Here is a 26722-nt window from a genome sequence, read left to right as displayed (position 1 = left end):
TACCTCCTAATGTACAAAGCGACGATTTGCCAGCCACTGTATTAAATTGATGGTGAACAATAAGACAAAGGATGTAATAAGCATGACAGCGGCAATAGACGTAGCCCCTGCATAGTCATATTGTTCAAGCTTTGTCATAATAATTAACGGTGTAATTTCCGTCTTCATCGGCATATTGCCTGCGATAAAGACAACCGATCCATATTCCCCTAATGCGCGTGCAAAGGCTAACGAGAAGCCTGTTAAAATAGCAGGTGCTAGTTCGGGGAAAATAATTTTACGGACTGTTTGCAAGCGGGTAGCGCCAAGACTTGCAGAAGCTTCTTCCACTTCCGCACTAATATTTTGTAAAACGGGCTGCACAGTACGCACGACAAACGGAAGACCAATAAAAGTTAGGGCAATAATGATGCCTAATGGCGTAAAAGCAATTTTAAAATTAAAAAATTGGCCAATCCAACCATTCGGTGCATAGAGGGAGGTTAACGCAATACCTGCTACAGCAGTAGGTAATGCAAATGGTAAATCTACAAGACCATCAATAATGCGCTTAAACGGAAAATGGTAACGTACGAGTACCCAAGCAATAATAGTGCCGAACACAACATTCACTAAGCCAGCTGCTAGCGCAGTGCCAAAGCTTAGCTTATAGGAGGCAACTGCACGAGGATCGGTGACAATATTGATAAACTCCGCCCAAGTTAGCGACATTGTTTGAATAAAAATCATGGCTAACGGTAAGAGCACAAGCAAACTAACATATAACATTGTATAACCAAGAGAAAGATGGAAGCCGGGGATAACACGTGCCGGCTTCTTTTTAAATGTTAAGCTAGTCATTAGATTGCCTCCTATTGTGGAACGTAAATTTCATCGAATGTGCCACCGTCTTTAAAGTGCTTAGCTTGTGCTTCTGCCCAACCACCAAAGTCTTCAATTGCAATAAGCTCAAGTTTTGGGAATTGCTCTTGGTATTTTGCTAATATTTCTTCATTGCGTGGTCGATAGTAGTTTTTAGCTGCAATTTCTTGCCCAACATCGCTATATAAATGTTGTAAATAGGCTTCTGCCACTTTACGCGTCCCTTTTTTATCTACAATTTTGTCGACTATTGCGACAGGTGGCTCTGCTAAGATGCTCAATGAAGGGGTAATGATTTCAAATTCATCTTCACCTAATTCATTGCGTGATAAATAAGCTTCATTTTCCCAAGCGATTAACACATCACCAATTTTTCGTTCAACGAAGGTAGTCGTTGCGCCTCGTGCGCCAGAATCAAGCACTTCTACATTGCTATACAACGCCTTCATAAAAGCTTTTATTTGTTTGTCGTCATTGTTATACAATTTCGCTGCATAGCCCCATGCCGCTAAGTAGTTCCAACGGGCTCCGCCTGAAGTTTTTGGGTTAGGAGTTATAACAGAAACATCGTCCTTTATTAAATCACTCCAATCTTGTATTCCCTTTGGATTGCCTTTTCGTACTAAAAAAACAATTGTAGAAGTATAGGGTGTAGAGTTATTGTCAAACTCTGTTTGCCAGTCTTTGTTTAGCAAATCACGAGCTTGTGCAATTTCATCAATATCGTAGGCAAGTGCTAATGTTACGACATCGGCTTCTTGCCCATCAATAACGGCTCTTCCTTGTTTACCTGAGCCCCCATGTGACTGATGAATCTTCACATCTTGACCTGTTTCGTTTTTCCACTTTGCGATAAAGTCTTTATTAAATTCATCGTAGAGCTCTCGTGTTGGATCATAAGAAACATTTAGCAACTCTACAGCCTTTTTTGTGTCTTCTGTCTTGGTATCGCTCTCTGTGGATGTACTATTACAACCTGCTAACATAATGGTTAATCCAGATAACAGAAGAAATGACTGCAAAATACGCTTGCTTTTATTCATAAAAAACTCCCCTTTCATCGAAGAACGCAAAAGACCATCTGTCATAACGTGTGCATACACATTTTGAGTAGATGGCCTTCAGATCCTCTGATCAGCATTATTTGTTTTTAGTATATTACCACATTAAGCATATATTTCCTATTAGTCAACAAGGAATTAAAAAATTAATTTTTTGTCCGTAGAAAATGCATGGCTAGCAGTTGGGGAGTAGCAAATGGCCAAATTTTTGAATAAAATTATTTGTACTACTTGCAGCTACAATTCACAAGATGATGGTGCTGCAATTAAATTTATATTTTTTACAAAACCTAGTTGACTACTAGGTGTAATTTAGTATATATTTGGTAATAAGAAAAAAGATTGTGGAATGAGGTACAAGATTACTAGTTTACAATCGACTATAAAAGCTGGCTAGTCAAACTAGAGGCGTTTTAACGAAGGCACAATGTATCAGTGTGTCTGTTGTTAAAACGCCTTTTTCTATAACCGAAAATGTTTCGAAGGGGGATTATATGTTAACGTATGCAACTTGGCAGGAGCCAACGATTAAATTTGAAGTGGATGAAAGCGATAAGGGGGCACTAGAGGTTTTACGCTGGAGCTATGCGCAGTATGGAGACGACATCGTTTATGCTTGTAGCTTTGGTATCGAAGGCATTGTTTTAATTGATTTGATTTCCAAGGTGAAGCCAAATGCCACAATTGTTTTTTTAGATACAGATGTCCATTTCAAAGAAACATATGAAACGATTGAACGTGTAAAGCAAAAATATCCGCAACTGACCATTAACATGCAAAAGCCGAAGCTTACGCTTGAGGAACAAAAGGAGCAATATGGCGATGAATTATGGAAATCTAACCCTAATCAGTGTTGCGATATTCGAAAAATAAAGCCATTACATGAGGCGTTATCAGGAGCAAAGGCTTGGATTTCAGGACTGCGCAGAGAACAATCACCAACTCGCCAACATACCAATTTCATTAATCGTGATGATAAATTTAAGTCGATTAAAATTTGTCCGCTCATTCACTGGTCGTGGAAAGATATATGGCGTTATGTTTCCAAGCATAATTTAACGTACAATCCGCTACACGATCAAGGCTATCCAAGCATTGGCTGTGAACATTGTACACAACCAGCATTTACGATGGATGATTTACGAGCTGGTAGATGGCAGGGAACTGGTAAGACTGAGTGTGGTTTACATGAATAGGGGCGTTTAAGCATGTTGGAATATATAGCGTTAGCCATTAGTTTATTTTTTGCTATGAACATAGGTGCAAGCGGTGCAGCCGCTTCCATGGGTGTTGCTTATGGGGCAGGGGCTATTAAAAAAGCATGGCACGCCTTGCTCATTTGTGCGCTTGGCGTTTTTGCGGGAGCTATTTTAGGCGGGGGCGAAGTCGTTAAGACGATCAGTTCAGGCATTATGCCACAACAGTATATAACAGTGAAAATCGTCATAATTATATTAATTTCGGCGACAAGTTCCTTATTTCTTGCCAATTTATTAGGTATTCCATTATCGACGAGTGAAGTGACCGTAGGAGCTGTCGTAGGTGTAGGCATTGCTTACCGCGTTTTATATGTCAAATCACTGCTCGTCATTATGGCCTTTTGGGTTATCGTGCCGGTTATAGCGTTTGTTATTGCACTAATCGTTGGCAAGATACTGTATAAATTTAAAGGAAAAGGCTTTTTGGCAAACCATCCGATGTTAACAGTGTTGCTCGTGTTTGCCGGATTTTTTGAAGCTTTTTCAGCAGGTATGAATAATGTCGCCAACGCTGTTGGTCCACTTGTTGGTGCTGGAATGATTAGTGTGACAAATGGTATTTGGCTTGGTGGAGCATTTGTTGCGTTAGGCGCGATATTGTTAGGTAGACGTGTACTCGAAACAAATGGCAAAAAGATTGTGCGTTTTGAAAAAGCCGAGGGGATTCTTATTTCAAGTACAGGTGCTTTACTTGTTGGTATTAGCTCGCTGTTTGGACTACCTGTCCCGTTAACGCAAGTGACGTCTTCTTCTATTATTGGTATCGGGATGGCGAAAAGCGGTAAACAAATTTTTCATAAACATATCGTAAAAAAAATCATGTGCATTTGGATTGTGTCACCTATTTTTTCATTAGCCATTTCTTATAGTCTTATTCAATTATTTATGAAGAAAGATTTATATGCCATCGTCATTATTGGAAGTGTCATAATCGGTACGCTTGGTGCGATTAGTTTAATGCGCACAATGCGTGAAGAGGAACGCTCGATATACGATGCAGGCGAAGGTATTTAATTATAAAACATACTATATAAATAAACTTTAGGGGGAATAAAAATGAGTCTACAACCACATGGTGGTGCTTTAGTGCAAGCCTATCAGCCACAAAAATCAGTAGTACATATTACAAAGGAGATTGAATTGGACGCTATTGCGTTAAGCGATTTAGAGTTAATGGCAATCGGTGGGTATAGTCCAATCGATGGTTTTTTAACTAAAAAAGATTATGAATCCGTTATCGAACATACAAGGTTAGCCTCTGGTGTTGTGTGGAGTATACCTATCACACTTCCAGTTGACAAGACGGTAGCCGCGACATTACAACCAGGTGATGAAGCAAAATTAGTTTATGGCAACGACGTTTATGGCGTCATTGTGATCGCTGATATTTATCAGCCTGATAAAGAAAAAGAGGCATTGCTCGTATATGGAACACAAGACTTAGCCCATCCTGGTGTGAAAAAGCTCCATGAGCGCCCGGCAGTATACGTTGGCGGGAAAATCACGTTAATTAAGCGTCTAGAGCAACAATTCCCTAAGTATTCATTTGATCCACAGGAAACACGTCAACTATTTAAAGAAAAGGGCTGGCAAACCGTTGTGGGCTTCCAAACACGTAATCCTGTGCATCGTGCGCATGAATATATTCAAAAGGCGGCATTAGAAACAATTGATGGCTTATTTTTAAATCCATTAGTTGGCGAAACGAAGTCAGATGATGTATCGGCCGCTATCCGGATGGAGAGCTATGAGGTGCTGTTAGAAAATTACTATCCTGCAAATCGGGTGCAATTAGGTGTTTTCCCGGCAGCCATGCGCTATGCAGGACCGAAGGAGGCCATCTTCCATGCGCTTGTACGTAAAAATTATGGCTGCACCCATTTTATTGTAGGACGTGATCACGCAGGTGTAGGTGATTATTATGGCACTTACGATGCGCAAAAAATCTTTGAACAATTTACGGAAGATGAACTTGGGATTGTACCATTAAAATTCGAACATAGCTTTTATTGCACTGAATGTGAAGGCATGGCAACTACAAAAACTTGCCCACATGATCGTGCAGCACATATTATATTATCCGGAACGAAAGTCAGAGAAATGCTTCGCAATGGAGAGGTTCCTCCAAGTACATTTAGCCGTAAAGAGGTAGTCGAAGTCTTGATAAATGGCATGCGTCAGGAGGTAGTAAAATGAGTTCCAATATCGTTTGGCATGAAGCTTCTATTAAAAAAGAAGAGCGTCGCACGCAGAACAAACACGAAAGCTTTATATTATGGTTTACAGGGCTTTCGGCTTCAGGAAAATCGTCGGTAGCTAATGCCCTAGCTCGTAAACTATTTGAACGAGGAAACCAAGCATTCGTACTAGATGGCGATAATGTGCGCCATGGTTTAAATAATGATTTAGGCTTTGACGAAACGAGTCGCAAAGAAAATATAAGACGTATCGGCGAAGTGGCCAAACTTTTTGTGGAGAGCGGCCAAATTGTACTTACGGCTTTTATTTCGCCTTATCGCCAAGATCGCCAAGTTGTTCGTCAGCTAGTGGAAGACGGCGAATTTTTAGAAGTATATGTTAGGTGCTCTGTAGATACTTGTGAACAGCGTGATCCAAAAGGTCTTTATAAAAAAGCGCGCAATGCGGAAATTGCTAATTTTACTGGTATTAGTGCACCATATGAAGAACCTGAACATCCTGAATTTATTTTAGATACTGAACGCTATTCGATTGAAGAATGTGTCGAGCAGCTAACAACGTTTTTAACGGATAAGGGCTATATTTAACGCGTGCCAGGTACTCAAACAATTTCTATACTTTGCTTTAACTAACTAAGGAAAAATCCACGTAGACTCCTGCTCAGAACGCACACAGCGTAAGACGCAACAAACCTGCGCGTTAGCGAGGGTTGCGGCTTACGTGTGTGCTCGCTGAAAGCACCGCCGAAGCGGACAATAACGGTGTAGCAAAAAAGTGTTAGATTGATTGTAGTCAATCTAACACTTTTTCATTTTTGTCTCAACTTTGGTTATTTAATACCTTGTTCTTTTTTCATTTTGTCAATTTCAGGTCCTAGCTCGTCACGAACTGTTCCTTTCCACGGCTTCACACCTGCTATATAGGAGGAACGGGTCATAATATGTCCACCGACAGGGCCTGTAATAAAGAGAAACAATATACCTAATAAAATACGTGGGTTAAAATGATCCTCGATAAGCCAAAAGTGAAAGAAAACACCGATTAATACACACATTACGCCGAGCGTTGCACTTTTCGATGCGGCATGTGCACGTGTATACAAATCAGGTAATCGTATAAGCCCAATTGCCGTTACGACGATAAATAACACACCGATAGAAATGAACAAAATAACTAATGTATTAGCGAGAATTGTCACGTTTAATGATATCTCCTTTCTCTATAAATTTAGAGAAAGCAACTGTACCGATAAATGATAAAATCGCTAACAATAATACAATTTCAAGAAAGAAGCTCGTTTCCACTAAAATAGAAAATAACGCGATTAATGAAATAAGTGACACGCCTAAGGAATCCAGTGCAACAACACGGTCGGATGCAGATGGTCCTTTTACCATACGGTAAATGACAGCGATCATCGATAAGCAAATCACTACGATCGCTGCAATAATAAACGTCATCATGATTTACTCACCTCCAAAATAGCTTTTTCAAAAGAATCTCGAATGGATGCAATGGCATCATCTACATCGCTAATATCAATGGCATGGACATACAATGTTTTAGCATCATCTGAAACATGCACCACAACGGTTCCTGGTGTTAATGTAATGAGACTCGATAATAACGTAATTTCCCAATCTTCTTTGAGTACCGTAGGATAAGCAAAGAAGGCAGGTTGCATATCTAGCTTAGGCTTTAGTACAACTTTTAGTACTTGAATATTTGCTAATATTAACTCTTTAAAAAAGAGAACGGTCAGCTTAATAATGGCCCATACACGGAATACATAGAGTCGCGCAAAGAAAAATCGTCTCATAATAACAAGTAAGACAATACCAAGAATGAAGCCTACTATAAAGCCTGTAGCTGTGTAATTAGATGAAAGAAACATCCAAACGAAGGCAAGAGCAAAGTTTAAAATTATTTGAAATGCCATAGCTCTAATCTCCCTTCATTACAGCATCTATATAAATAGATGGGTCATTTAATAGGTTGGCAGCATCATTCATAAATGGTGTAATCCATTCTGAACCAACACCGTATGCTACGGTAATTAGTACTAATAGGACGGTCGGCGCAAACAGTGTCGTATAGACTTTCTTGTCGACAGTACCCGTTGTCTCTTTTTCCTCGCCCCAGAAGGCATAGAGGAAAATTCGGATAACCGAAAGTAAGACGAGTAAAGATGAGGCTAAAATAAAGATGCTGCTCCACATACTACCAGCCTCAAAGCCCCCTTGCACGATTAACAGCTTGCCAACGAAACCACTAAGTGGAGGAATCCCTGCTAAACCGAAAGCTGCAATTAAATAGAACCAGCCAAGTACAGGGTACTTTTTCATAAGACCGCCCATTTTTCGTAAATCAGATGTGCCGGTAATGTAGATAACAATACCAATCAACATAAAGAGGGCTGCTTTGATCAGCATATCATGAACTAAATAGAACATTGCGCCCTTTAGCGCTACTTCATTCATTTGGGATACACCAAATAAAATAACACCTACTGCAATGACGATATTGTAAATAATAATGAGCTTCACATCAAAATAGGCAAGAGCCCCGATACAGCCAGCAATAATGGAGCCAATTGCTAATACCATAAGCAAGTCATGTGTATACGATACATCATGTACGAAAAATAGGGTGTATGTGCGCGTAATCGCATAAACGCCAACTTTTGTTAACAGTGCACCAAATAGTGTTAACACAGGAATCGGTGCTGCTGCATAAGAAGTTGGAAGCCAGAAGTAAAGCGGGAAAATCGCCGCTTTTAATCCAAATACCATTAAGAATAAAACAGCGATAACTGTGATAATTCCTGGCTGATGTATGTCGCTAATTTTGACTGCTATATCTGCCATATTCAGTGTACCTACAACCGAGTAAAGATAGGCTACTGTAATAACAAACAAAGCAGAAGAAATAACATTGATTAAAATATATTTAATGGAGCCTTTCAGTTGTCCTTTTTCTCCACCGAGTACAATGAGTAAATACGACGCCATTAATAGTACTTCAAAGAATACAAATAAGTTGAAAATATCTCCTGTAGTAAAGGCACCATTGACACCGGTTAAAATAAACATAATGCCAGGGTAGTAGAAGAAGCGTTCACGCTCCTTTGTAATAGAACCGAAGCCGTACCACACAACAAAAAAGGCAATGAGTAATGTTGTTGTGACCAACAGTGCAGACATCATATCAGACACCATCGTAATACCATATGGTACTGGCCAATCTCCGAATGTTACTTTTTGAATGCCGTCATTTTTTACTTTTAGTAATAATGAAACGGCCGATGCCAAAGCAAGCACGATACCTAGCAACGCAAACGAGCGCTGGTATTTTAAATTTTTTTGGCCAAACATTAAAATCATGCCGAAGAAGAACGGAATGATGATCGGTAGTAAAAGGAAGTTATTCATCTTCATCACTTCCTCTCATTAAGCTAATATCATCTGTCTCAAGCTCCTGATAGGAACGATACGCCAGTACTAGGAAGAAAGCCGTTACGCCAAAGCTAATGACAATCGCAGTTAATATTAATGCCTGCGGTAAAGGATCAGCAAATGTTTTGGCGCCTTCTTTTAAAACAGGAGGAGCCTCGCCTGTTAATCCGCCCATTGTTAAGATAAGTAAATGCGCACCGTGACTTAAAAGCCCAGTACCAATAATAATACGTAATAAGCTTTTCGATAATATTAAGTAAACGGCTGCCATAAACAGAAAGCCAATGACAAACGCCATAATTATTTCCATTATTCATCCTCTCCAATCGTTTGAATAATGGTCATCGTAACGCCAACAACAACCAAGTAAACACCGCTATCAAAAAGCATCGCTGTGTGTAAAGACTGCTTACCTAGAAGCGGTAATTCGAAATAATCAAAGAAATGCGTGAAGAACGGTTTCCCTAAAAACATCGGGAATGCTGCTGTGGCCAGTGCCAATAATAAACCTGTTGCAGTTAAATACGTATAGTTGATCGGTAACACATTGCGTACCGTATTTAAATCAAAGGCTAGCACTAATAGCACGATGGCACTCGATGTTAACAGTCCACCAACAAAGCCTCCACCAGGTGTATAATGACCAGCTAAAAAAATATGAATGGAGAAGAAGAAAATAATGAAGAATACAATTTTAGCTGTAAATTGTATAATGACATCATTTGTTTTCATGCGGTTTCTCCTTTCTATTCATGCGCAGCTTGATCATCGCTAAAATCGCCATGCCTGCAATACCTAACACTGTAATTTCAAACAGGGTATCAAAGCCACGGTAGTCAACTAAAATAACATTGACAATGTTTCCACCACCAGCTAAATCATAGACGGTATCTTCATAGTATTTTGAGATTGACGGAATCAGCTTTTGTGAATGTGCCGATAAAGCGATAAGCGTCACCATAACACCAACTGCTATGGAAATGATTGCACGATTTAATTGAAAGCGCATGCGTTCTTCGCGTTTTCCAAGCTTCGGAAGATGATAAAACGCTAGTAAAAATAAGGCAACAGAAATCGTTTCGATAACGAGCTGTGTTAATGCTAAATCGGGTGCATTAAACATAACAAAGAATAATGCCACTGTGTAACCGACAGCGCCAAGTCCGATAATGGCTGTAAGACGTGACTTCGCTAAAATGGTAATGGCCGTTCCAATCACTAATACGACAATTAAAATTAATTGGTAAGAGCGTATTGGTGCAGCGCCTTCAAAGGAAATTGAAAAGGCATCTTTTACAAATAACGTTCCAATTGAAATAGCGGCAATAGCGCTAAACATATACAGTAAATAGTGACGCATAGAACCTGTCATATAAAGACGTGATAGACGATTTAATCCTACATCTAATCCAAGCATTATTTTGTCATAGGCATTATTAAATGTAAGCGCACGTGGGAATAGGTTGTAAATACCTTGCCATTTCGGTAGGGCAACAAATAATAAGACACCTATAATCACAATGCCAATGGTCATGATTAATTCTGGTGTAAAACCACCATGCCAGGCAGCCACGTGAATATTAACATCTTCTGGGAAATCATATAAAAACGGCTGAATAGCTTGTACAGCCGGCTTAACAAACGTATCTCCAATAAGATTAGGGATAAAGAATATAATGACCACTAATGATGCTAAAATCATCGGTGAGATAAGCATACCAATGGGCGCTTCATGTGGCTTATGAGCGTAATGCTCCGGTTTATACGTTCCTGTAAATGTTCTAAATACAAAGTAGAAACTATAAATAAACGTAAAAATACTAGCGATCCAAGCAACGATTGGGAACAATACGCCCCATGTCTCAAAACCGAAAAATTCGAAATTTTGCAGTGCTAACATGGCGGATAAAAACATTTCCTTACTTAGGAAGCCATTAAATGGTGGTAAACCTGCCATTGAGAAACTACCAATCGCCGCCACTGTAAAACTGAGTGGCATAATGCTCATTAATCCACCAAGCTTACGGATATCACGTGTACCTGTTTCATGATCAATAATCCCTGCAATCATAAATAAACTACCTTTAAATGTTGCATGGTTGATCAGGTGGAAAATGGCTGCAAACGCTGCATATTTGAATACCGAATCAGCGGCTCCATTGACGTGAAATGCTACTGCACCAGCGCCAAGTAATGACATAATGAGTCCGAGTTGACTGACAGTTGAAAACGCAAGAATACCTTTTAAATCGGTTTGTTTTAAGGCAAAGAATGAACCCCAGAAGAGTGTTAACAGACCTATTCCTGTCACAAGCCAAATCCATAGCTCTGAAGCAGCGAAAATGGGTGTAAAGCGGGCAACTAAATAAATCCCTGCTTTTACCATTGTTGCGGAATGGAGATAGGCACTAACTGGTGTCGGCGCTTCCATCGCATCAGGTAACCAAATATAAAATGGAAATTGAGCGGATTTCGTAAATGCCCCTAGTAGTAATAACACAAGTGCCCAAATGAACAATGGATGTTGCACTAAGTTAGGTGCCATGGCAATCAGTTCACGAATGGAATATGTCCCACCCATTAAATAAAGAAGGATAAATCCTCCTAACATCATTAAGCCGCCGAAGACTGTAATCATCATGGATTTAAGAGCACCGAAGCGAGATGCATCGCGTGTGTACCAATAACCAATTAGTAGGAACGACGAAATCGATGTTAATTCCCAGAAGAAGTACAATGAAATTAAATGGTCAGATTGTACAACACCGAGCATGGCGGTCATAAATAATAATAAGTAAACATAAAAATTATGTAGTTTTTCTTTATGTTTATCTAAGTAAAAAATGGAGTAAAGTACGACGAGTGAGCCGATTCCTGTTATGAGTAACGAGAATAGCAAGCTAAGTCCGTCCAAATACGATACGACAGAAATATCTAGCGAGGGAATCCATGGTATCCCATCAAGAAATACTTCTCCATGCGCTACTCTCGCGATATATGTAGCATAAATAACGACGAGTGTAGCAGGTACTGCAAGAACAAACCAGCCTGTGTGAATATTTTTAATGCTTTTATATATAAAAGGCACAAATATTGCAGCAAGCATCGGGATGAAAATATAGAGTACTTGTAACAAAAAAATCCTCCTTTATGCACGTAAGTGTAATAATTATAACGTACTTTCGTTGGGAATGCATATGCACTAGTAGGATTTAGCTTGGATAGCAGAGGAATTTTAGCTATATTATAAATAGGAAGTTATCAAAAAAAACAGAGGAAAAAATTTTTTATGAAGAACCCTTATATATATGGTTTTTTACCATTAATTACAATTTTGTTGTTTAGTTTAACGTTTGGCATGTATGCAGTAGGGGAAGCGTTACAACTATTTCGAGCAATCGGTGTGTATTCAGGGATGCGTGAATTTTTATCCGATTTTGAATTGCGTGTCATGCTGCTCATTGTATTTGCGCTTATTTTTTTTATGGCGTTTTCAGCGCTTAAATTAGTAGGAGAAACTATTCATGAACTAGGGATGTTATTTTTCTCGAAGGATAATGAAGGGGCGGCGGTAAGCCAAGCACGTGGAGGCTATGTCATTTTGTTTATCGGTGCTATGTGTTCAGCCTTTGCCATTCAATCGATTTATGCATTAGCGGGTATATTTGTGCTAACAGTTTTTATCTATTTCATTTATCTTATCTATAAAATGAGCCTTTTTATGTCCATGGGCGGAACGATTGGATTACTCATATTTGAGCTTTTCATGTGGACATTATTAATCTCGTTATTAGTTTATGTCATTTTAAAACTATATAACGGAGTCCTGGCTAGTCTACCCTTTGCAAAATAAAGTGCCAGGCACCGAAACAATTCTGAAAATTAACAATATGCAAGTGAAAACCCACGTAGCTTTCAGCGGAGCACAGAACGTAAGACACAACAGTGATGTTGTCGCTTACGGTGAACCTGCGAAAAGCGAAGTGGGTTTTAAAGTGCTTTTTAAAGTGCCAGGCACCGAAACAATTCTGAAAATTGCTAGTTGAGCTCTTGTAATTACTCTAGTAACACATTAAACAGTTTGTGATGTATTTTATACGATTCTAGTTTTTCCATCGGTTGCGGTTTATCATAACCAAGCCAGACAGCAGCTGTATACTGATCATTTAATCCTGCTAGCCAATAATCACGATAATCATTTGTTGTACCTGTTTTAGCACCGACATAGCTACTATTACTATACACACCTTGCCCCGTCCCATTAGCTACAACATCTGCAAGTAGCTCGCGCATATATTTTACCGTTTTCGGTGACCAGATTTGATCACGTTCCTTATCCCAGCTATATAACTCAGTACCATCATTAGCTGTCACTTTCCGGATACTATGTGCAAGTACATAAGAGCCATCGATAAAGCTTGTGTAAGCATCTGCAAGCTCAAGTGCCGTGACACCATAAGTTAATCCACCCAATGAAGCTGCATACGTATGATCCTTTGCAACGATGGAGCGGAAATGGAAGCGGTCAAGATAACTAAATGCCGTCTCGACGCCTACCGCATTAAAAAGTCGCAATGCGGACGTATTAAAGCTATTGCGGAATGCTGTGCGAATGGACACATCGCCATATTTATAACCACCATAATTTTGAGGGCAAAAAGAACCGACACAATAGCTACCACCATTGACGATTGAATCAGGGGTATGTGTTGTTGTTTCAAAAAACGGTGCATAGACGGCAAGTGGCTTAAATGCTGAACCGGGCTGGCGTGGTCCTTGATACGCACGATGATAATCAAATTTCTCATAGTTTTTACCGGCATAGAGGCTGACGATTTCACGAGAAGAATTATTAATAACCGCACCAGCTGCCTGTAATTCACCTTTTCCTAAAATAGCGGTCATGCGTTCTTCATCATGAGCCTGTTTAGTAGGATCAAGCGCAGTATAAACGGTTAAACCGCTTTGAAATAACGTACTAAGACGACTGTCTAGTTGAGCTTGAATTGATTTTTTTTCTTCTTCACTTTGCGTGTTTTGTAATCGATCTGTATAGCCTTCTTTGTCAGCTACTAGCCAGCGTAACTCTTGAAGAACGTAAGTACTGTACATTGGATAGCTTTGCACTTTATTTTTAACATTTAAGATAATGGGCTGTGCTTTAGACGAAGTTGCCTCTTCTTTTGTAATCGCACCACTTGCAGCAAGTGTATCGAGTAGCCGTTCCTGCCTAGCTTTTGTTTCATCAAAATTTTTAAGCGGGTTATATAGTGACGGATTATTTGGAATCGCGGAGATAAAAGCTAGCTCAGCAATCGACAGTTCTTGAATAGGTTTTTGAAAATAATAGGTCGCTGCACTGCCGATGCCATAAACTTGGTTGCTAAAATAAGATTCATTTAAATACATCGTTAAGATAGCATCTTTGTCGTATTTTTTTTCAAGCTCATAGGCATAAAACAATTCCGTTAATTTGCGTTCGTACGTTTTTTCATCAGATAAATAGCGCATACGAACAAGCTGTTGGGTAATCGTACTGCCACCTTGTGACGCTGTATTGGCGTTTGAGTTAGCGACCACAGCGCGTATAATAGCACTAAAATCGAAGCCGATATGATCGTAAAAATCAGCATCTTCACTAGCAATAAAAATTTCCTGGGCAATTTGTGGAATTTCTTGTAATGTTAAAGGCTGACGCCATTCAACATATTCTTCGCTAAATGTTTGACCGTTCTGATCAATTAATGTGACAGGAAGCTGTACTTGTACTTCAGGCACATCTATTTTCTTTTCGATTTGTTGGGCGTGTGCTTGAGTAGTATTTAACTCTGTGCGTATATTCGTACCAATCCACCAAATGGTAGGTAAACATAGCGTAATAATAATAAAGCCAAAAACTTTTTTCATAAATGCCTCCAACTTTGAACATAAGTCTTTCAACAGAATAGCATATTTTGGATGCATTCCAAATACTCGTTCAGAACTATTTACGTGGGGACTAAACGATCAAAAGAAAATGCATAAAGGAGCCTGTTCATTTCCACCATCATTTTGGGTTATACTACCATTGGGTTTTAAACGAAAGATTCTACGTTTTCTACAATCTAACCGTCTGAACGATTGTAAAAGTACAAAAATCGTCAATACTTTGATGGAGAAAACGGCTAGGAAGTATGTTAGACTTATATGAGGTCAGAAATGATGCAGTAGAATCATTTTCGTTGAAACTGAAATTTTACATTTAAAGGAGAGACTTCAATGTTTCCACAATTAACAACAGAAGTACAAGAAGGCGAAGTTCTAGTAGAAATGAAAACAACTTTAGGTGCTATCAAAATTAAATTGTTCCCAAAACAAGCACCGAAAACAGTTGAAAACTTCTTAGGACATGCAAAATCAGGTTATTACGATGGTATTATTTTCCACCGTGTAATTCAAGACTTCATGATCCAAGGCGGTGACCCAACAGGTACAGGTATGGGTGGAGAGTCAATATGGGGTAACTCATTTGAAGATGAATTTTCGGATGAATTATTTAACCTACGTGGAGCACTTTCAATGGCGAATGCTGGTCCAAACACAAACGGTTCTCAATTCTTTATCGTTCAAATGAAACACCTGCCAAGCGATATGCTTCGTCAACTGCAAGGTGCTGGTTTCCCAGAAGAAATTATCGAAGCCTATGCACAAAATGGTGGTACGCCATGGTTAGACCATAAACACTCTGTATTCGGTCATGTTGTGGAAGGTATGGACATCGTTGATAAAATTGCAAATGTAGAAAAAGATCACCGCGATAAACCAGTTGAAGATGTTAAAATTGAGTCAATTACAGTTTTTGAATAATAATTGTAAGGACGTGTAGAAAATATGGAACATTTAATGTATCAATTTTTATATTTTCCTGAAGATAAAACAGCGTATATTCCAGCAGCTTTTGAATTTTTAATTATGCTTATTCTTTGCGCAGGCGTATTTATGATTTTCCGTAAAATTTCTAAAAAGCAGGAATTAAAATCTAAGGAAATCGAAGCACGTATTTTAGCAGAAAGAAATCGTACAAACAATCAACAAAACGTATAAAAAAGGCAAACTGAATAAGAATGCCTAGAGGATAGACAAACTCGCCGAATTTGGAGAGTTTGTCTATCTTTTTTATGGGTTGCAGTTTCGTAGGAGCAAAGAAATTGTGTGAGTGCCTGGCACTAGTGAATTCAATGCATCATATTTACTTTCTATAGCGCAAATAACCACTTCACTTTCCGTGGGCGCAGTGTAAGCCGCAACCCTCGTTAACGCGAGGAATACCTGTGTCTTACAACTAGTGCTGTTCCCGCAGGCGTCTGCGTGGTAACTTGCAAAATTCAGAATTGTGTGAGTGCCTGGCACTAGCATTTTTATAGTGAAAAAACCCACTACGGTTTCCCTGGCACAGTGTAAGCCTCAGGATTCTTCGTGGGTTTTTGTTTGGTTATTTTATTTTTTTGAAAATTCTTAATTGTTTGGGTGCCTGGCACTTTATAGAGACAGTGCTAGTTTAAAGCGGGTCACGGCATCTTTGACAGTATCAAATGAGCAGGCTACGTTCATGCGTAGGAAGCCGCGGCCTTCTTCGCCGTATTTTGAACCAGGCTCTAATGCAAGCTTTCCGATTTCCAGTAAACGCTGCATTATTTCTTTCTCATCGATACCTAATTGTCGGCAATCAATCCACAGTAAGTATGTGCCTTGAGGCTTCGCGATATGGACACCAGGCAATTGAGTTAACTCTGAAATAACATAATCCATATTCTTTGAAATATAGACAAGTAACTCTTCAAGCCATGGCAATCCTTCACTGTATGCTGCTTGTAATGCTACAGGTGCAAAGCTATTTAATGACCCTTGACCACTAGCCAGATTGACTGCCTCTAATTGCACACGCTTTTTCTTATCAGACGTAATGATATAGGCAACTTGAATACCTGCAAGGTTAAATGTTTTAGTCGGTGCCATACAGGTAATGACGCGATCGATTTCATCGCCAGCAATTTTTGCTAGTGGCGTATGTTTTGCCCCATCTAACATTAAATCTGCATGAATCTCGTCTGAAATAATAAGTACATCATATTTTGCACATAGGCGAACAATTTCTTTTAACGTAGCTTCTTCCCAAACATAACCACCAGGATTATGAGGGTTACACAATATGTAAGCTTTAACATTTTGGCTAAGTGCTTGTTCAAATGCCTCAAAATCAAAGACAAATGTTCCTTGTTGCTCTACTAACGGACAAGTGACTACTTCCCGACCATTACCTTTTGGGATATTAAAAAATGGTGGATAAACAGGTGTTGAAATAAGTACTTTATCACCTACATTTGTCAAAGCCGTTAAAATATTTGCCAATGCCGAAACGACACCGTGGCTAAAAGAAATGGAGTCTTTTTCAATATGCCAATTATAACGCTTATTTTGCCAGTCCACTATCGACTGTTTAGCTTCTTCACTGACATAGCTATAACCGAAAATCGCATCTTCTGCGTGTTTTTGTAGTGCTTTTGAAACAGCAGTTGGTGGGGCAAAATCCATATCTGCTATCCACATTGGTAAAATTTCTGTAGTATCGTTTAGACCATAAATTTTCTCCATTGCGTCCCATTTTACTGAGTTTGTAAAGCGACGATTTAATGTTTGATCAAAAATAGACAAGCAAATCACTCTTTTCTTTTTTTTTTACTATGGTATCATACCTATTAAGATTAAAGGATAATAGGTGAGTATTTTGGAAAATATAAAAATGAATCGAGCAGCCGTACATCTGCTAGCTGAGTGGGATCCTTTCCATATCGGTGCTGAGCATTATGATACAGAAACGGCAGATGTTGTTGCCGCATTACAAAGTATTGATGACCCATCTGCACTTGCAAAGGTCATTCAAGAAACTTACGAGCATTCGTTTGAGCAATGGATTCCGATTGAAGATTGTGTTGCCATCTCATACAAACTGATTGCCATTAAGTTTGAAGCAAAATGCATTATTTAAAACGACATATCGTGTTTTATTATTGGAAAGACATGAAAAATGGCTCTTTCCTTATAAAAGTGAGGTTGTCTTAACGATATAGACAACCTCATTTTCTTATTGAAACAATGGTAAAATCCCTTGAATGAAAATTAGTAAAATCGCAAGAGGGGATACATAGCGAATTAACACGAACCAAATGTTAAATAGTAAGCTTGATGAAGCAAGCTCTTGTCTTGAAATGTCTTTCGTATAGTAAAAGCCTGCAAAAATAGAAATTAATAAGGCTCCAATTGGCATGCCGACACTATTTGTCATAAAGTCTACAAAGTCAAAAATAGAACGATCTAAAATTTTTATATCCGACAGAATTCCGAAAGATAAGGCGCTCGGAATACCGAAGATGAAAATAATAATACCGCCAATCCAGGCAATTTTTTTACGCTTTTCTGGTTTGTCTCCAATGGCAATCGCTACAACAATTTCTAACATTGAAATCGAAGACGTCACTGTGGCAAACAGTAAAAGGATAAAGAAAATCGTTAGGAAAAGACCTCCGAGTGGCAATTGCTCGAAAACTGCAGGCAAGATAATAAAAACAAGCCCTGGCCCTTGATCAGGTGTATAGCCTAATGCGAAGACAGCTGGGAAAATAACTAAACCTGCAAGTAGCGAAATAATAATATTCATTGACGCTACATTAATAGCTGAATTTCCAATCTTTTCAGTTTTCGGTAGATACGATGCATACGTAATCATAACTGCAATACCGACGCTTAAAGAGAAAAATGCTTGTCCGAGTGCTTTTAAAAATGTTTCGGCATTTAAGTAAGACCAATCCGGTACAAACATAAATTTTACGCCTGCCATCGCACCATCCAGTGTTAAGGAACGAATCACTAACACGACGAAGAATATAAATAGCAGTGGCATCATCCACGTACTAGCTTTCTCAATCCCACCTTTAATGCCTCCTGATACAATAGCAATCGTTAACAGTAAAAATAACCCTTGTACAAGAATAGCTTCAAATGGACTAGAGATAATAGTGCTAAACAACTCAGCGTAATTTCCGGAATGACCATTTGTCGTTAATTGGAACGTCAATAAACGACCTAAATAACTTAAAATCCAACCGCCTACTACACTATAGAAGGATAGTATTAAACCGGCAATAATCATACCGCCCCATCCGATTAAAAACCAAGGTTTTCCTGGCGCTTGCTCTTTAAACGACGTCACCGCATCTTTTTGCCCGCGACGACCAATCATAAATTCTGCAATTAACACCGGCAAACCGATGAAAAATGTACATAAAATAAATAATAAAATAAATACACTTCCACCGTTCGTTCCCGCCATATAGGGGAACTTCCATATAGCCCCTAAACCAATGGCACTTCCGGCTGCAGCTAAAATAAACCCTATTTTTGATGTGAATTGATCTCTAGATGACACAAAATAAAGCCTCCTTATACTAAAATTCTATTTTACCGTAAATATTGCATAACACAAGCAAATTTCTGAAAATTGGATTAGCGATACTTTTAGGACAACCACGAGTAAAAGTACCGTAGTTACTGACTTAATTGCGCGGCGATGCTCGCCATAGTAACCTGCGCTAAAACATGCACTGTTAACAATTCAGTAAAAATGTAACAATTAGTAAAGGCTAGACGTTACATAGAAAAGGAGGGATAACGCGTGAGTGAGTCTGAATTAATCGAACGAGCACAACAAGGTGATAAAGAAGCCTATATTGAACTAATCCGCATCCATCAGCGAACAGTTGAAAAATTTGCCTTTCAATGTGGCGTACATAGTAGAGATTTAGCGGATGTTTCACAAGAAGTTTTTGTGAAGCTGTACCGCTTTTTACATCAATTTAAGCAGGATCGTTTTACGACATGGCTTTATAAAGTGACGCTCAATGCTACACGAGATTATTATCGGAAGGAGCAACGACAGCAGGCAAAGGAGGAGTTGTTAAACACGCAACGACAAGCCCCTAGCCCTTCTGCTGAAAAGCATGTACTCAATTTTGAGGAAGATCGTCTATTGCATGAAAGCATTCAAGCACTTGATGAAAAATATCGCTATCCGCTCGTATTATTTTACTTTCATGAGTTGAAGTACGAAGAAATTGCAGAGGTACTTGCTATTTCATTATCGACTGTTAAAGTTCGCATTTTGCGCGCAAAAGAAAAACTAAAAGTCACTTTGACACTGGAGGGGAGTGCTGACAATGGATGACAAACAATTTGACCGACGTATGGCCTTATTAAAAAAATCATACGACCGAATGGACCAACAATTAGACCCAGCAAATGTCTTCAAGCAAATTGCAGAAGAGGAACAAGCACTTGCGGTACAAACGGATGCCACTCCGCACAAGCCCTCCGTCAAATGGCAAAAGCGAATCGTCTGGCTAGCGAGCGTTGCTAGCGTATTGTTAGTTGGGCTGTTAGCGACCCTCTATACGATGAAGCAACAAGCAAGTCCGCCAAGTGAAATAACGCAAGATGTACCTGCCAAAAAAGCTGAAGAAGAAGAGATCGCTGACCAGATTACAAAAATATTTAATAGTAAAAAGGAAGATATTAGGAAGGAGTTAAAAGTTTCTAAAGATGAACTAGAAGCATTTGATTTTATTAAAAATGCCAACTCCTTTTTAGATTTTTATTTAACGACGAATTTACAGTTGAGATTGACGGATGCAAACTACGTGGAAATCATGGAAGAAAGTTTATCGAATAAATTAATAACCCCAAAACGAGCTATAGAAAAGATGAAAACTTTTAGAAATTTAACTTTTGGAGAATCGTATGCAATTTATAGCGACTATATAATTGCAGTAAATGAATTAGAAACCTTTTACAGCAAGCTACTTGAACCTTATGAACAACTATTGCTGAAAGCTGGTGATGTAGAATATCCAGCTGATTTAGAAGCCATTATAGAAGCAGCAAACAATCAATTTATGGAGTTGAAAATAGACGATAATGGTAAGATTTACTTTAAAGCCAATCCAATCCATGGCGAATTTGCGCCACCTTATATAAATGAATTACATCCGGATATTTTAGGGTATTTCGAATATTTACAAACAGGATACCTACTGGAAGTGGACGATTTGCGTTATACGCGGGAGGAAACAGCAACATCGCTAAAAATAATAGAACGCACGCTAATGGCAGATATAAATGCTAATACTTCAGATTACAAGCTATTACAAGAAACTTTTAAAAATACATGGGTAACATTATTACTTGGTACTAAACAATATCCAGCCTTTGACGATGATGGGCAACCTAATTCGGACTACTTAAAATTTTTACAGGATATAGCCGCTGGACAGTATGGTGAGGTCATGAAACAAACTGCGTCAACGATTTTAGCAGAATTCCAGCAATTGAATCACTCGGCTACATTATCGCAACTCGCACCTTATGATATTTGGACAATTCTTATACAAACAAGACAAGAAACAGCAGGAGATATAATAAACGATAATGATTTTACTGTAGTTGATCTGGATGCGTCTAGCATGGAACAAATAAAAGGCATCTACGAACAATATAAAAAAAATAATGATAAAGCTGTATTAAATCAATTACACACGCTTAATATTGCTTTGCTCTATTTATATGCTGTAACCATTGGCGATGAGTCGGTGCAAAATGCTTTATTAGCACCAGATGCGGAAGTCAATGGAAGTAAGTTGCAAACGATAGAAAGTTTAGACGTTTTTAGTCAGCTTGGCGAATATGACGGGGGAAATAGGATGGTAGCGGCTCGTGTTACAGCAAGTGAGCAACATCAGTATGGTAGACAATTCCTTTTTAAATTTTCACAACAAGAGGGTGGCTACTATCGTATATCGGGCATCATTGATTAATGGGACGATTTTTTGCCCCACATATTGACGTATGTTATAATTTAACGTGATATATACGTAGCAAACATACAGAAAGTGGGCAAAGGTTATGGCAAAAAAATATGAATTAGGAGACGTATTGACCGGAAAAGTTACAGGTATTCAACCGTACGGTGCATTTGTCGCACTTGATGACGATACACAAGGGCTCGTGCATATTTCTGAAATTACGTACGGCTTTGTAAAAGACGTCTGTGAATTTTTATCAGTTGGGCAAGAGGTTGAAGTGAAGGTGCTTGAAATCGATGAAGCGGCCGAAAAAATTAGTTTATCGATTCGTGCCTTACAAGAACGCCCCGCTGCAGTTAGAAAAAAAGACGCACCACCACGAAAATCATTACAGGATCGAGTAGATGAATCCGATGCAAATGGTTTTAATTCGCTAAAAGATAAACTACAGGACTGGATCGAACAGTCAGGACACTAAAAAAACGAGGATACTTCCATGAGAAGATATCCTCGTTTTTTTTATATAAAAATAATTATTAATCCTTTTTCATTTTACGTAGACGATATTGTAAATTTTGACGGCTCATGCCGAGAGCACCGGCTGCTTTTGTAATATTGCCTTCATATAGATTTAAGACATTTTGCACATAATAGGATTCGGCTTCCCGTAAATAAGCATCGAGTGGCATTACTTCATTTTGTTGCTGGAACATAAAAAACTCTGGTTCGCGCTCAGATGTGTCTTGGTTTTGCGCCTTAAATCGAAAATGCACAGGGAGTAAATCGAACGTAACGGTTGATTCAGTTGTCATAAACGATACGATTTCATCCAGAAGTAGTTCAAGTTCTTTCAAGTTTCCTGGCCAATCATACTGTAAAAATAATGCTTGAACATCAGGTGCAAGTTCTGAAACATTGGATGCGAAACGCTCGCGATGGCGACTCAAATAATCATCAACAAACGGTAAAATATCTTCTTTGCGATCTGTTAAATTTGGAATGGTAATGGACATTGTAGCAAAGAAATAATAGAGAGATTTTGATAGCTTGTTCTCTGCTATTAAAGCAATCGGATCACTGCCGACACTGCCTATCAGCATATATTTTGATTGTGGAAGTGACTGTAATAATTCTAATAATTGCTCCTGAATGTCAAGGCTTAAAAAATCAATGCGTTCAAAGAAAAAGGTATATGCTTTATCGTCCTGTAATAACTCATGTACTTTATCGAGTACTGATTTGGCTGAACGTCGACTAAAGAGTGTAACAAATGCTTCTGGATCAGAAGATGCAGCATGATGAATCCCTTCTGCAACTAAATCTTTTCCCGTACCTGATTCTCCGATTAGCAAAATAGGTAATTTTACGGCGGCAGCTTTTTTAGCATTAGCGATTACTTGCTGCATTGTCTCTGAGACAGCGGTAATCATATCGAATGTCATAGGCTCACCGTATCGGCGAAGAGGTTGATACACTAGCTTTTCTAAAGAAGTGATATCACGTGCAAACTCAATCGCTCCAATTAATTGGTTATCGCTGAAAAGTGGAAATGTATCATTGATTGTTGTAATTTCATGTCCGTTTTTATTCCAATAGGTTTGTTTCACATTTACTTCTTGTAAACCGGTTTGTAATACCCGCATTAAAGTACTTTCATGTTGACGGAAGGAAAACAACTCAATGATTGAACGATCTGCTAATTCATCAAAATGAAATCCTTCAATTTCTTTCATTTTTGAATTATAGATAATTGTTTTCCCATTGACGTCAATCGCATGTATACCAACGGATACGTTAGTTGCAATAAACTCATAAAAAGGTAATAAGGGTTCAGAATTTTTCATAAAATGTGCACCTCAGAAATTTTTTACTTGAAATATGCAACGAAATTTTGCATTATAATAAGTGTAAGAATATTTTATACGCAAAAATATTTTGCGTCAATGTTTTTTGCACACTAAATTTTTACAGCTCACAAAAGGAGGATATCATATGATTCCATACAAACACGAACCATTTACAGATTTTACTCAAGAAGCAAACTACAACGCTTATGTAGAGGCATTAAATAAAGTTGAAGGTTATTTAGGTCAAGACTACCCACTAATTATCGGTGGTGAACGTATTACGACTGAAGACAAAATTGTGTCTTATAACCCAGCGAAGAAAACAGAAGTGATCGGCCGCGTGTCAAAAGCAAGCAGAGAATTAGCTGAAAAAGCAATGCAAGCAGCGGATGAAACATTTAAAACGTGGAAAAAAGTAGACCCAGCGATTCGTGCTGACGTGTTATTCAAAGCAGCAGCGATTATCCGTCGCCGCAAACATGAATTCTCAGCACTTTTAACAAAAGAAGCTGGTAAACCATGGAATGAAGCAGATGCAGATACAGCAGAAGCAATTGACTTCCTAGAATACTACGGTCGCCAAATGCTACGTATTAAAGACGGCCAACCAGTAGAAAGCCGTCCAGGCGAATACAATCGTTATGACTATATTCCATTAGGAATCGGTATTGTCATTTCACCATGGAACTTCCCATTCGCTATTATGGCTGGTACGACAGTAGCCGCTCTAGTAACAGGGAATACAGTTTTATTAAAACCAGCTTCAACAACACCAGTTGTTGCTTATAAATTTATCGAAGTATTAGAAGAAGCAGGATTACCAGCAGGTGCAGTCAACTACGTACCAGGTTCTGGTGCAGAAGTTGGGGACTACTTAGTAGATCACCCGAAAACACGCTTTATCAGCTTCACAGGTTCTCGTGATGTTGGCTTACGTATTAACCAACGTGCAGCAACACATAACGAAGGCCAAATTTGGATTAAACGTGTCATCGCTGAAATGGGCGGTAAAGATACAATTGTCGTTGATAAAGAAGCAGACTTAGAGCTTGCGGCTCAATCAATCGTTAAATCAGCATTTGGTTTCTCAGGTCAAAAATGTTCAGCATGTTCTCGTGCCGTAATCGTAGAAGATGTATATGATACAGTCGTAAACCGTGTAGCTGAGCTAACAAATGCTTTAACAGTTGGTGACCCATCTGACAACAGCAACTTTATGGCAACAGTTATCGACCAAGCTGCCTTCAATAAAATTACAGAATACATTGAAATCGGTAAAGGTGAAGGTCGCCTAGTAGCAGGTGGTACAGCGGATGATTCAGTTGGTTACTTCATCAACCCAACAGTATTCGCCGATGTAGATCGTTCTGCTCGCATTATGAAAGAAGAAATTTTCGGACCAGTTGTCGCAATCGCGAAAGCAAAAGATTTCGATGAAGCGATCGAAATTGCGAACGACACAGAATACGGCTTAACAGGTGCGGTTATTACAAACAACCGTATGAACTTAGAAAAAGCACGTGAAGATTTCCACGTTGGGAACTTATACTTCAACCGTGGTTGTACAGGTGCAATCGTTGGTTACCAACCATTCGGTGGCTTCAACATGTCAGGTACTGACTCAAAAGCTGGTGGCCCAGACTACTTACAACTTCATATGCAAGCTAAAACAACTTCAGAAATGCTTTAATTTTCACAGATTTGTGTAAAACATATTTTAAAGGTCGGCTGTTTAAGTGTAAGTAGAAAATGGTTAGCAAGCCTCGTAGACAGAACACCTACGAGGTGTGCTGCTAACCGCAGTTAGGAAACAAATTTTGCTTTGTTTCTATTATATAGCTAATTTTTTCAATTTTTAAAAACAGTCGTATCTTTTATCGTTTTTTAATATAAGTTAGTAGGGAGAGAATGCTATATGACAAAATCACAACAAGTTATTGAACAAACACAAAATTACGGTGCTGCAAACTATCATCCACTGCCGATCGTTATCTCAGAGGCTGAAGGTGCATGGGTTAAAGATCCAGAAGGAAACAAATACTTAGATATGTTATCTGCATATTCAGCAGTGAATCAGGGGCATCGCCATCCAAAAATTATTGCTGCATTAAAAGAACAAGCAGATAAAGTAACGTTAACTTCTCGTGCATTTTACAGTGAAAACTTAGGTGAATGGTATGAGCTAGTAGGTAAATTAACAAACAAACAAATGGTTTTACCTATGAATACAGGTGCAGAAGCTGTTGAAACTGCATTTAAAGCTGCTCGTCGTTGGGCTTATGATGTAAAAGGTGTAGAAGAAGGTAAAGCAGAACTTATCGCTTGTAACGGCAACTTCCACGGTCGTACAATGCTAGCTGTATCTTTATCATCTGATGAAGAATACCGTCGTGGTTTCGGACCAATGTTACCAAATATCAAACTTGTTGATTACGGTAATTTAGAAGCTTTAAAAGCTGCGATTACTCCAAATACAGCAGCATTTTTAATTGAGCCAATTCAAGGTGAAGCTGGTATTGTTATTCCACCAGAAGGCTTCTTAAAAGCTGCTCGTGAACTATGCCGTGAAAATAATGTGTTATTTATTGCAGATGAAATTCAAGCTGGTTTAGCTCGTACAGGTAAAATGTTTGCGTGTGATTGGGAAGAAGTAGAGCCAGATATGTACATCTTAGGTAAAGCATTAGGTGGCGGTGTATTCCCAATTTCTTGTGTAGCTGCTAATCGCGATATTTTAGGTGTCTTCAACCCAGGTTCACACGGTTCAACTTTCGGAGGAAATCCATTAGCATGTGCTGTGTCTATCGCATCTATTAAAGTCTTATTAGATGAAAAATTAGCAGAGCGTTCTCAAGAACTTGGTGAATATTTCAAAGGGAAATTACGTGAAATTAACAACCCAGTAATTAAAGAAGTTCGTGGTCGTGGTTTATTCATCGGTATGGAATTAACTGAAGCAGCTCGTCCATACTGTGAAAAACTAAAAGAATTAGGCTTATTATGTAAAGAAACACATGATACAGTTATTCGTTTTGCACCACCACTAGTGATTTCTCAAGAAGATTTAGATTGGTCAATTGCTCAAATCGAAAAAGTATTTAATATTTAACAAAATGTTCACATTTTATTTCCGAAGTGTGTTACAATGAT

26 protein-coding genes are annotated in these 26722 nt (G+C 38.7%); 13 read left to right on the top strand and 13 right to left on the bottom strand.

Annotated elements, in window-relative coordinates:
* Positions 1 to 6: 6 nt before the first annotated feature.
* Positions 7 to 840 carry a sulfate ABC transporter permease subunit CysT gene (cysT, locus tag ACKVEV_RS12050; protein ID WP_409366677.1) on the bottom strand — a complete coding sequence of 278 codons (834 nt, stop codon included), beginning with the start codon at positions 838 to 840 and terminating at the stop codon, positions 7 to 9.
* A gap of 11 nt (positions 841 to 851) precedes the next feature.
* A complete protein-coding gene (locus ACKVEV_RS12045) occupies positions 852 to 1904 on the bottom strand; it encodes a sulfate ABC transporter substrate-binding protein (protein ID WP_409366676.1) in 1053 nt (350 codons plus the stop codon).
* 512 nt (positions 1905 to 2416) lie between these two features.
* On the opposite strand from ACKVEV_RS12045, the gene ACKVEV_RS12040 reads away from it, so the two are divergent.
* The 4 genes from ACKVEV_RS12040 to cysC are packed head-to-tail and all read left to right on the top strand — an operon-like array spanning position 2417 to position 5967.
* Positions 2417 to 3118 (top strand): phosphoadenylyl-sulfate reductase, encoded by a 702-nt coding sequence (locus ACKVEV_RS12040; RefSeq protein WP_409366675.1) that lies wholly within the window; start codon positions 2417 to 2419, stop codon positions 3116 to 3118.
* 15 nt (positions 3119 to 3133) lie between these two features.
* The gene (locus tag ACKVEV_RS12035) at positions 3134 to 4195 is read left to right on the top strand and encodes an anion permease (protein ID WP_409370544.1); all 1062 of its coding nucleotides are present in this window, start codon (positions 3134 to 3136) and stop codon (positions 4193 to 4195) included.
* Between the two features lie 42 nt (positions 4196 to 4237).
* Positions 4238 to 5377, top strand: a complete 1140-nt coding sequence (gene sat, locus ACKVEV_RS12030; RefSeq protein ID WP_409366674.1) for a sulfate adenylyltransferase — start codon at positions 4238 to 4240, stop codon at positions 5375 to 5377.
* Complete coding sequence (gene cysC, locus ACKVEV_RS12025) at positions 5374 to 5967, top strand: adenylyl-sulfate kinase (protein WP_409366673.1); 594 nt, start codon at positions 5374 to 5376, stop codon at positions 5965 to 5967. Before sat ends, cysC begins: the two co-directional genes overlap by 4 nt.
* Before the next feature lie 242 nt (positions 5968 to 6209).
* Here cysC and mnhG read toward each other — a convergent pair whose 3' ends face one another.
* The 7 genes from mnhG to ACKVEV_RS11990 are packed head-to-tail and all read right to left on the bottom strand — an operon-like array spanning position 6210 to position 11971.
* A complete protein-coding gene (gene mnhG, locus ACKVEV_RS12020) occupies positions 6210 to 6578 on the bottom strand; it encodes a monovalent cation/H(+) antiporter subunit G (protein ID WP_139860683.1) in 369 nt (122 codons plus the stop codon).
* Complete coding sequence (locus tag ACKVEV_RS12015) at positions 6562 to 6843, bottom strand: Na(+)/H(+) antiporter subunit F1 (protein WP_402926447.1); 282 nt, start codon at positions 6841 to 6843, stop codon at positions 6562 to 6564. Before ACKVEV_RS12015 ends, mnhG begins: the two co-directional genes overlap by 17 nt.
* Positions 6840 to 7319 carry a Na+/H+ antiporter subunit E gene (locus ACKVEV_RS12010; RefSeq protein ID WP_409366672.1) on the bottom strand — a complete coding sequence of 160 codons (480 nt, stop codon included), beginning with the start codon at positions 7317 to 7319 and terminating at the stop codon, positions 6840 to 6842. Before ACKVEV_RS12010 ends, ACKVEV_RS12015 begins: the two co-directional genes overlap by 4 nt.
* A gap of 4 nt (positions 7320 to 7323) precedes the next feature.
* Positions 7324 to 8811: a Na+/H+ antiporter subunit D gene (locus ACKVEV_RS12005; protein ID WP_409366671.1), complete on the bottom strand. Its 1488-nt coding sequence runs from the start codon at positions 8809 to 8811 to the stop codon at positions 7324 to 7326.
* Positions 8804 to 9145: a Na(+)/H(+) antiporter subunit C gene (locus ACKVEV_RS12000; RefSeq protein ID WP_024364871.1), complete on the bottom strand. Its 342-nt coding sequence runs from the start codon at positions 9143 to 9145 to the stop codon at positions 8804 to 8806. The genes ACKVEV_RS12005 and ACKVEV_RS12000 overlap by 8 nt, the downstream gene beginning before the upstream one ends.
* On the bottom strand, positions 9145 to 9567 hold the full coding sequence (locus tag ACKVEV_RS11995; protein ID WP_340822856.1) for a Na(+)/H(+) antiporter subunit B: 423 nt from the start codon (positions 9565 to 9567) through the stop codon (positions 9145 to 9147). Before ACKVEV_RS11995 ends, ACKVEV_RS12000 begins: the two co-directional genes overlap by 1 nt.
* Positions 9554 to 11971, bottom strand: a complete 2418-nt coding sequence (locus ACKVEV_RS11990; RefSeq protein ID WP_409366670.1) for a Na+/H+ antiporter subunit A — start codon at positions 11969 to 11971, stop codon at positions 9554 to 9556. The genes ACKVEV_RS11995 and ACKVEV_RS11990 overlap by 14 nt, the downstream gene beginning before the upstream one ends.
* A gap of 153 nt (positions 11972 to 12124) precedes the next feature.
* Between ACKVEV_RS11990 and ACKVEV_RS11985 the strand changes: the two genes are divergently transcribed.
* Positions 12125 to 12688 carry a DUF5366 family protein gene (locus ACKVEV_RS11985; protein ID WP_409366669.1) on the top strand — a complete coding sequence of 188 codons (564 nt, stop codon included), beginning with the start codon at positions 12125 to 12127 and terminating at the stop codon, positions 12686 to 12688.
* Positions 12689 to 12891: 203 nt separating this feature from the next.
* Here the strand turns inward: ACKVEV_RS11985 and ACKVEV_RS11980 are convergent, their stop codons facing one another.
* Positions 12892 to 14742 carry a transglycosylase domain-containing protein gene (locus tag ACKVEV_RS11980; RefSeq protein ID WP_409366668.1) on the bottom strand — a complete coding sequence of 617 codons (1851 nt, stop codon included), beginning with the start codon at positions 14740 to 14742 and terminating at the stop codon, positions 12892 to 12894.
* 351 nt (positions 14743 to 15093) lie between these two features.
* On the opposite strand from ACKVEV_RS11980, the gene ACKVEV_RS11975 reads away from it, so the two are divergent.
* Both ACKVEV_RS11975 and ACKVEV_RS11970 read left to right on the top strand, forming a co-directional pair.
* Positions 15094 to 15681: a peptidylprolyl isomerase gene (locus tag ACKVEV_RS11975; RefSeq protein WP_402926460.1), complete on the top strand. Its 588-nt coding sequence runs from the start codon at positions 15094 to 15096 to the stop codon at positions 15679 to 15681.
* 24 nt (positions 15682 to 15705) lie between these two features.
* Positions 15706 to 15918, top strand: coding sequence for a hypothetical protein (locus ACKVEV_RS11970; RefSeq protein WP_409366667.1), 213 nt, complete (start codon positions 15706 to 15708; stop codon positions 15916 to 15918).
* A gap of 435 nt (positions 15919 to 16353) precedes the next feature.
* Here the strand turns inward: ACKVEV_RS11970 and ACKVEV_RS11965 are convergent, their stop codons facing one another.
* Positions 16354 to 17526 (bottom strand): MalY/PatB family protein, encoded by a 1173-nt coding sequence (locus ACKVEV_RS11965; protein ID WP_409366666.1) that lies wholly within the window; start codon positions 17524 to 17526, stop codon positions 16354 to 16356.
* Between the two features lie 73 nt (positions 17527 to 17599).
* Between ACKVEV_RS11965 and ACKVEV_RS11960 the strand changes: the two genes are divergently transcribed.
* Positions 17600 to 17860 (top strand): DUF1871 family protein, encoded by a 261-nt coding sequence (locus ACKVEV_RS11960; RefSeq protein WP_173479751.1) that lies wholly within the window; start codon positions 17600 to 17602, stop codon positions 17858 to 17860.
* A gap of 96 nt (positions 17861 to 17956) precedes the next feature.
* Here the strand turns inward: ACKVEV_RS11960 and ACKVEV_RS11955 are convergent, their stop codons facing one another.
* Positions 17957 to 19297 (bottom strand): sodium-dependent transporter, encoded by a 1341-nt coding sequence (locus ACKVEV_RS11955; RefSeq protein WP_409366665.1) that lies wholly within the window; start codon positions 19295 to 19297, stop codon positions 17957 to 17959.
* A gap of 246 nt (positions 19298 to 19543) precedes the next feature.
* On the opposite strand from ACKVEV_RS11955, the gene ACKVEV_RS11950 reads away from it, so the two are divergent.
* The 3 genes from ACKVEV_RS11950 (at position 19544) to yugI (ending at position 22203) form a co-directional block, all read left to right on the top strand.
* A complete protein-coding gene (locus ACKVEV_RS11950; protein WP_409366664.1) occupies positions 19544 to 20092 on the top strand; it encodes an RNA polymerase sigma factor in 549 nt (182 codons plus the stop codon).
* Positions 20085 to 21737, top strand: coding sequence for a hypothetical protein (locus tag ACKVEV_RS11945; protein ID WP_409366663.1), 1653 nt, complete (start codon positions 20085 to 20087; stop codon positions 21735 to 21737). The genes ACKVEV_RS11950 and ACKVEV_RS11945 overlap by 8 nt, the downstream gene beginning before the upstream one ends.
* An 88-nt stretch (positions 21738 to 21825) precedes the next feature.
* A complete protein-coding gene (gene yugI, locus ACKVEV_RS11940; protein ID WP_409366662.1) occupies positions 21826 to 22203 on the top strand; it encodes a S1 domain-containing post-transcriptional regulator GSP13 in 378 nt (125 codons plus the stop codon).
* Between the two features lie 58 nt (positions 22204 to 22261).
* Here yugI and ACKVEV_RS11935 read toward each other — a convergent pair whose 3' ends face one another.
* Positions 22262 to 23569: a sigma 54-interacting transcriptional regulator gene (locus ACKVEV_RS11935; RefSeq protein WP_409366661.1), complete on the bottom strand. Its 1308-nt coding sequence runs from the start codon at positions 23567 to 23569 to the stop codon at positions 22262 to 22264.
* Positions 23570 to 23717: 148 nt separating this feature from the next.
* On the opposite strand from ACKVEV_RS11935, the gene pruA reads away from it, so the two are divergent.
* Entirely contained in the window at positions 23718 to 25262 is a 1545-nt protein-coding gene (gene pruA / locus ACKVEV_RS11930; RefSeq protein ID WP_409366660.1) for an L-glutamate gamma-semialdehyde dehydrogenase, read from the top strand.
* Between the two features lie 225 nt (positions 25263 to 25487).
* Positions 25488 to 26681, top strand: a complete 1194-nt coding sequence (locus ACKVEV_RS11925; protein ID WP_409366659.1) for an ornithine--oxo-acid transaminase — start codon at positions 25488 to 25490, stop codon at positions 26679 to 26681.
* Positions 26682 to 26722 lie beyond the last annotated feature (41 nt).

Source organism: Lysinibacillus sp. 38-6 (assembly GCF_046245175.1).
In the GTDB taxonomy this organism is placed as follows: Bacteria; Bacillota; Bacilli; order Bacillales_A; family Planococcaceae; genus Lysinibacillus.
Note: the sequence above shows the minus strand (reverse complement) of the source record. Positions and strands in the feature narration are given on the sequence as shown.

Coding starts and splice junctions, on each gene's coding strand:
- ACKVEV_RS12015 (WP_402926447.1), bottom strand. CDS start 6,843: ATGATGACGTTTATTATTGCAGCGATCGTAGTGATTTGCTTATCGATG.
- yugI (WP_409366662.1), top strand. CDS start 21,826: ATGGCAAAAAAATATGAATTAGGAGACGTATTGACCGGAAAAGTTACA.
- sat (WP_409366674.1), top strand. CDS start 4,238: ATGAGTCTACAACCACATGGTGGTGCTTTAGTGCAAGCCTATCAGCCA.
- cysT (WP_409366677.1), bottom strand. CDS start 840: ATGACTAGCTTAACATTTAAAAAGAAGCCGGCACGTGTTATCCCCGGC.
- ACKVEV_RS11925 (WP_409366659.1), top strand. CDS start 25,488: ATGACAAAATCACAACAAGTTATTGAACAAACACAAAATTACGGTGCT.
- ACKVEV_RS12040 (WP_409366675.1), top strand. CDS start 2,417: ATGTTAACGTATGCAACTTGGCAGGAGCCAACGATTAAATTTGAAGTG.
- ACKVEV_RS11935 (WP_409366661.1), bottom strand. CDS start 23,569: ATGAAAAATTCTGAACCCTTATTACCTTTTTATGAGTTTATTGCAACT.
- ACKVEV_RS12045 (WP_409366676.1), bottom strand. CDS start 1,904: ATGAATAAAAGCAAGCGTATTTTGCAGTCATTTCTTCTGTTATCTGGA.
- ACKVEV_RS12010 (WP_409366672.1), bottom strand. CDS start 7,319: ATGGCATTTCAAATAATTTTAAACTTTGCTCTTGCCTTCGTTTGGATG.
- ACKVEV_RS11970 (WP_409366667.1), top strand. CDS start 15,706: ATGGAACATTTAATGTATCAATTTTTATATTTTCCTGAAGATAAAACA.
- cysC (WP_409366673.1), top strand. CDS start 5,374: ATGAGTTCCAATATCGTTTGGCATGAAGCTTCTATTAAAAAAGAAGAG.
- ACKVEV_RS11985 (WP_409366669.1), top strand. CDS start 12,125: ATGAAGAACCCTTATATATATGGTTTTTTACCATTAATTACAATTTTG.
- ACKVEV_RS11980 (WP_409366668.1), bottom strand. CDS start 14,742: ATGAAAAAAGTTTTTGGCTTTATTATTATTACGCTATGTTTACCTACC.
- ACKVEV_RS12000 (WP_024364871.1), bottom strand. CDS start 9,145: ATGGAAATAATTATGGCGTTTGTCATTGGCTTTCTGTTTATGGCAGCC.
- ACKVEV_RS11975 (WP_402926460.1), top strand. CDS start 15,094: ATGTTTCCACAATTAACAACAGAAGTACAAGAAGGCGAAGTTCTAGTA.
- ACKVEV_RS12005 (WP_409366671.1), bottom strand. CDS start 8,811: ATGAATAACTTCCTTTTACTACCGATCATCATTCCGTTCTTCTTCGGC.
- ACKVEV_RS11995 (WP_340822856.1), bottom strand. CDS start 9,567: ATGAAAACAAATGATGTCATTATACAATTTACAGCTAAAATTGTATTC.
- ACKVEV_RS11945 (WP_409366663.1), top strand. CDS start 20,085: ATGGATGACAAACAATTTGACCGACGTATGGCCTTATTAAAAAAATCA.
- pruA (WP_409366660.1), top strand. CDS start 23,718: ATGATTCCATACAAACACGAACCATTTACAGATTTTACTCAAGAAGCA.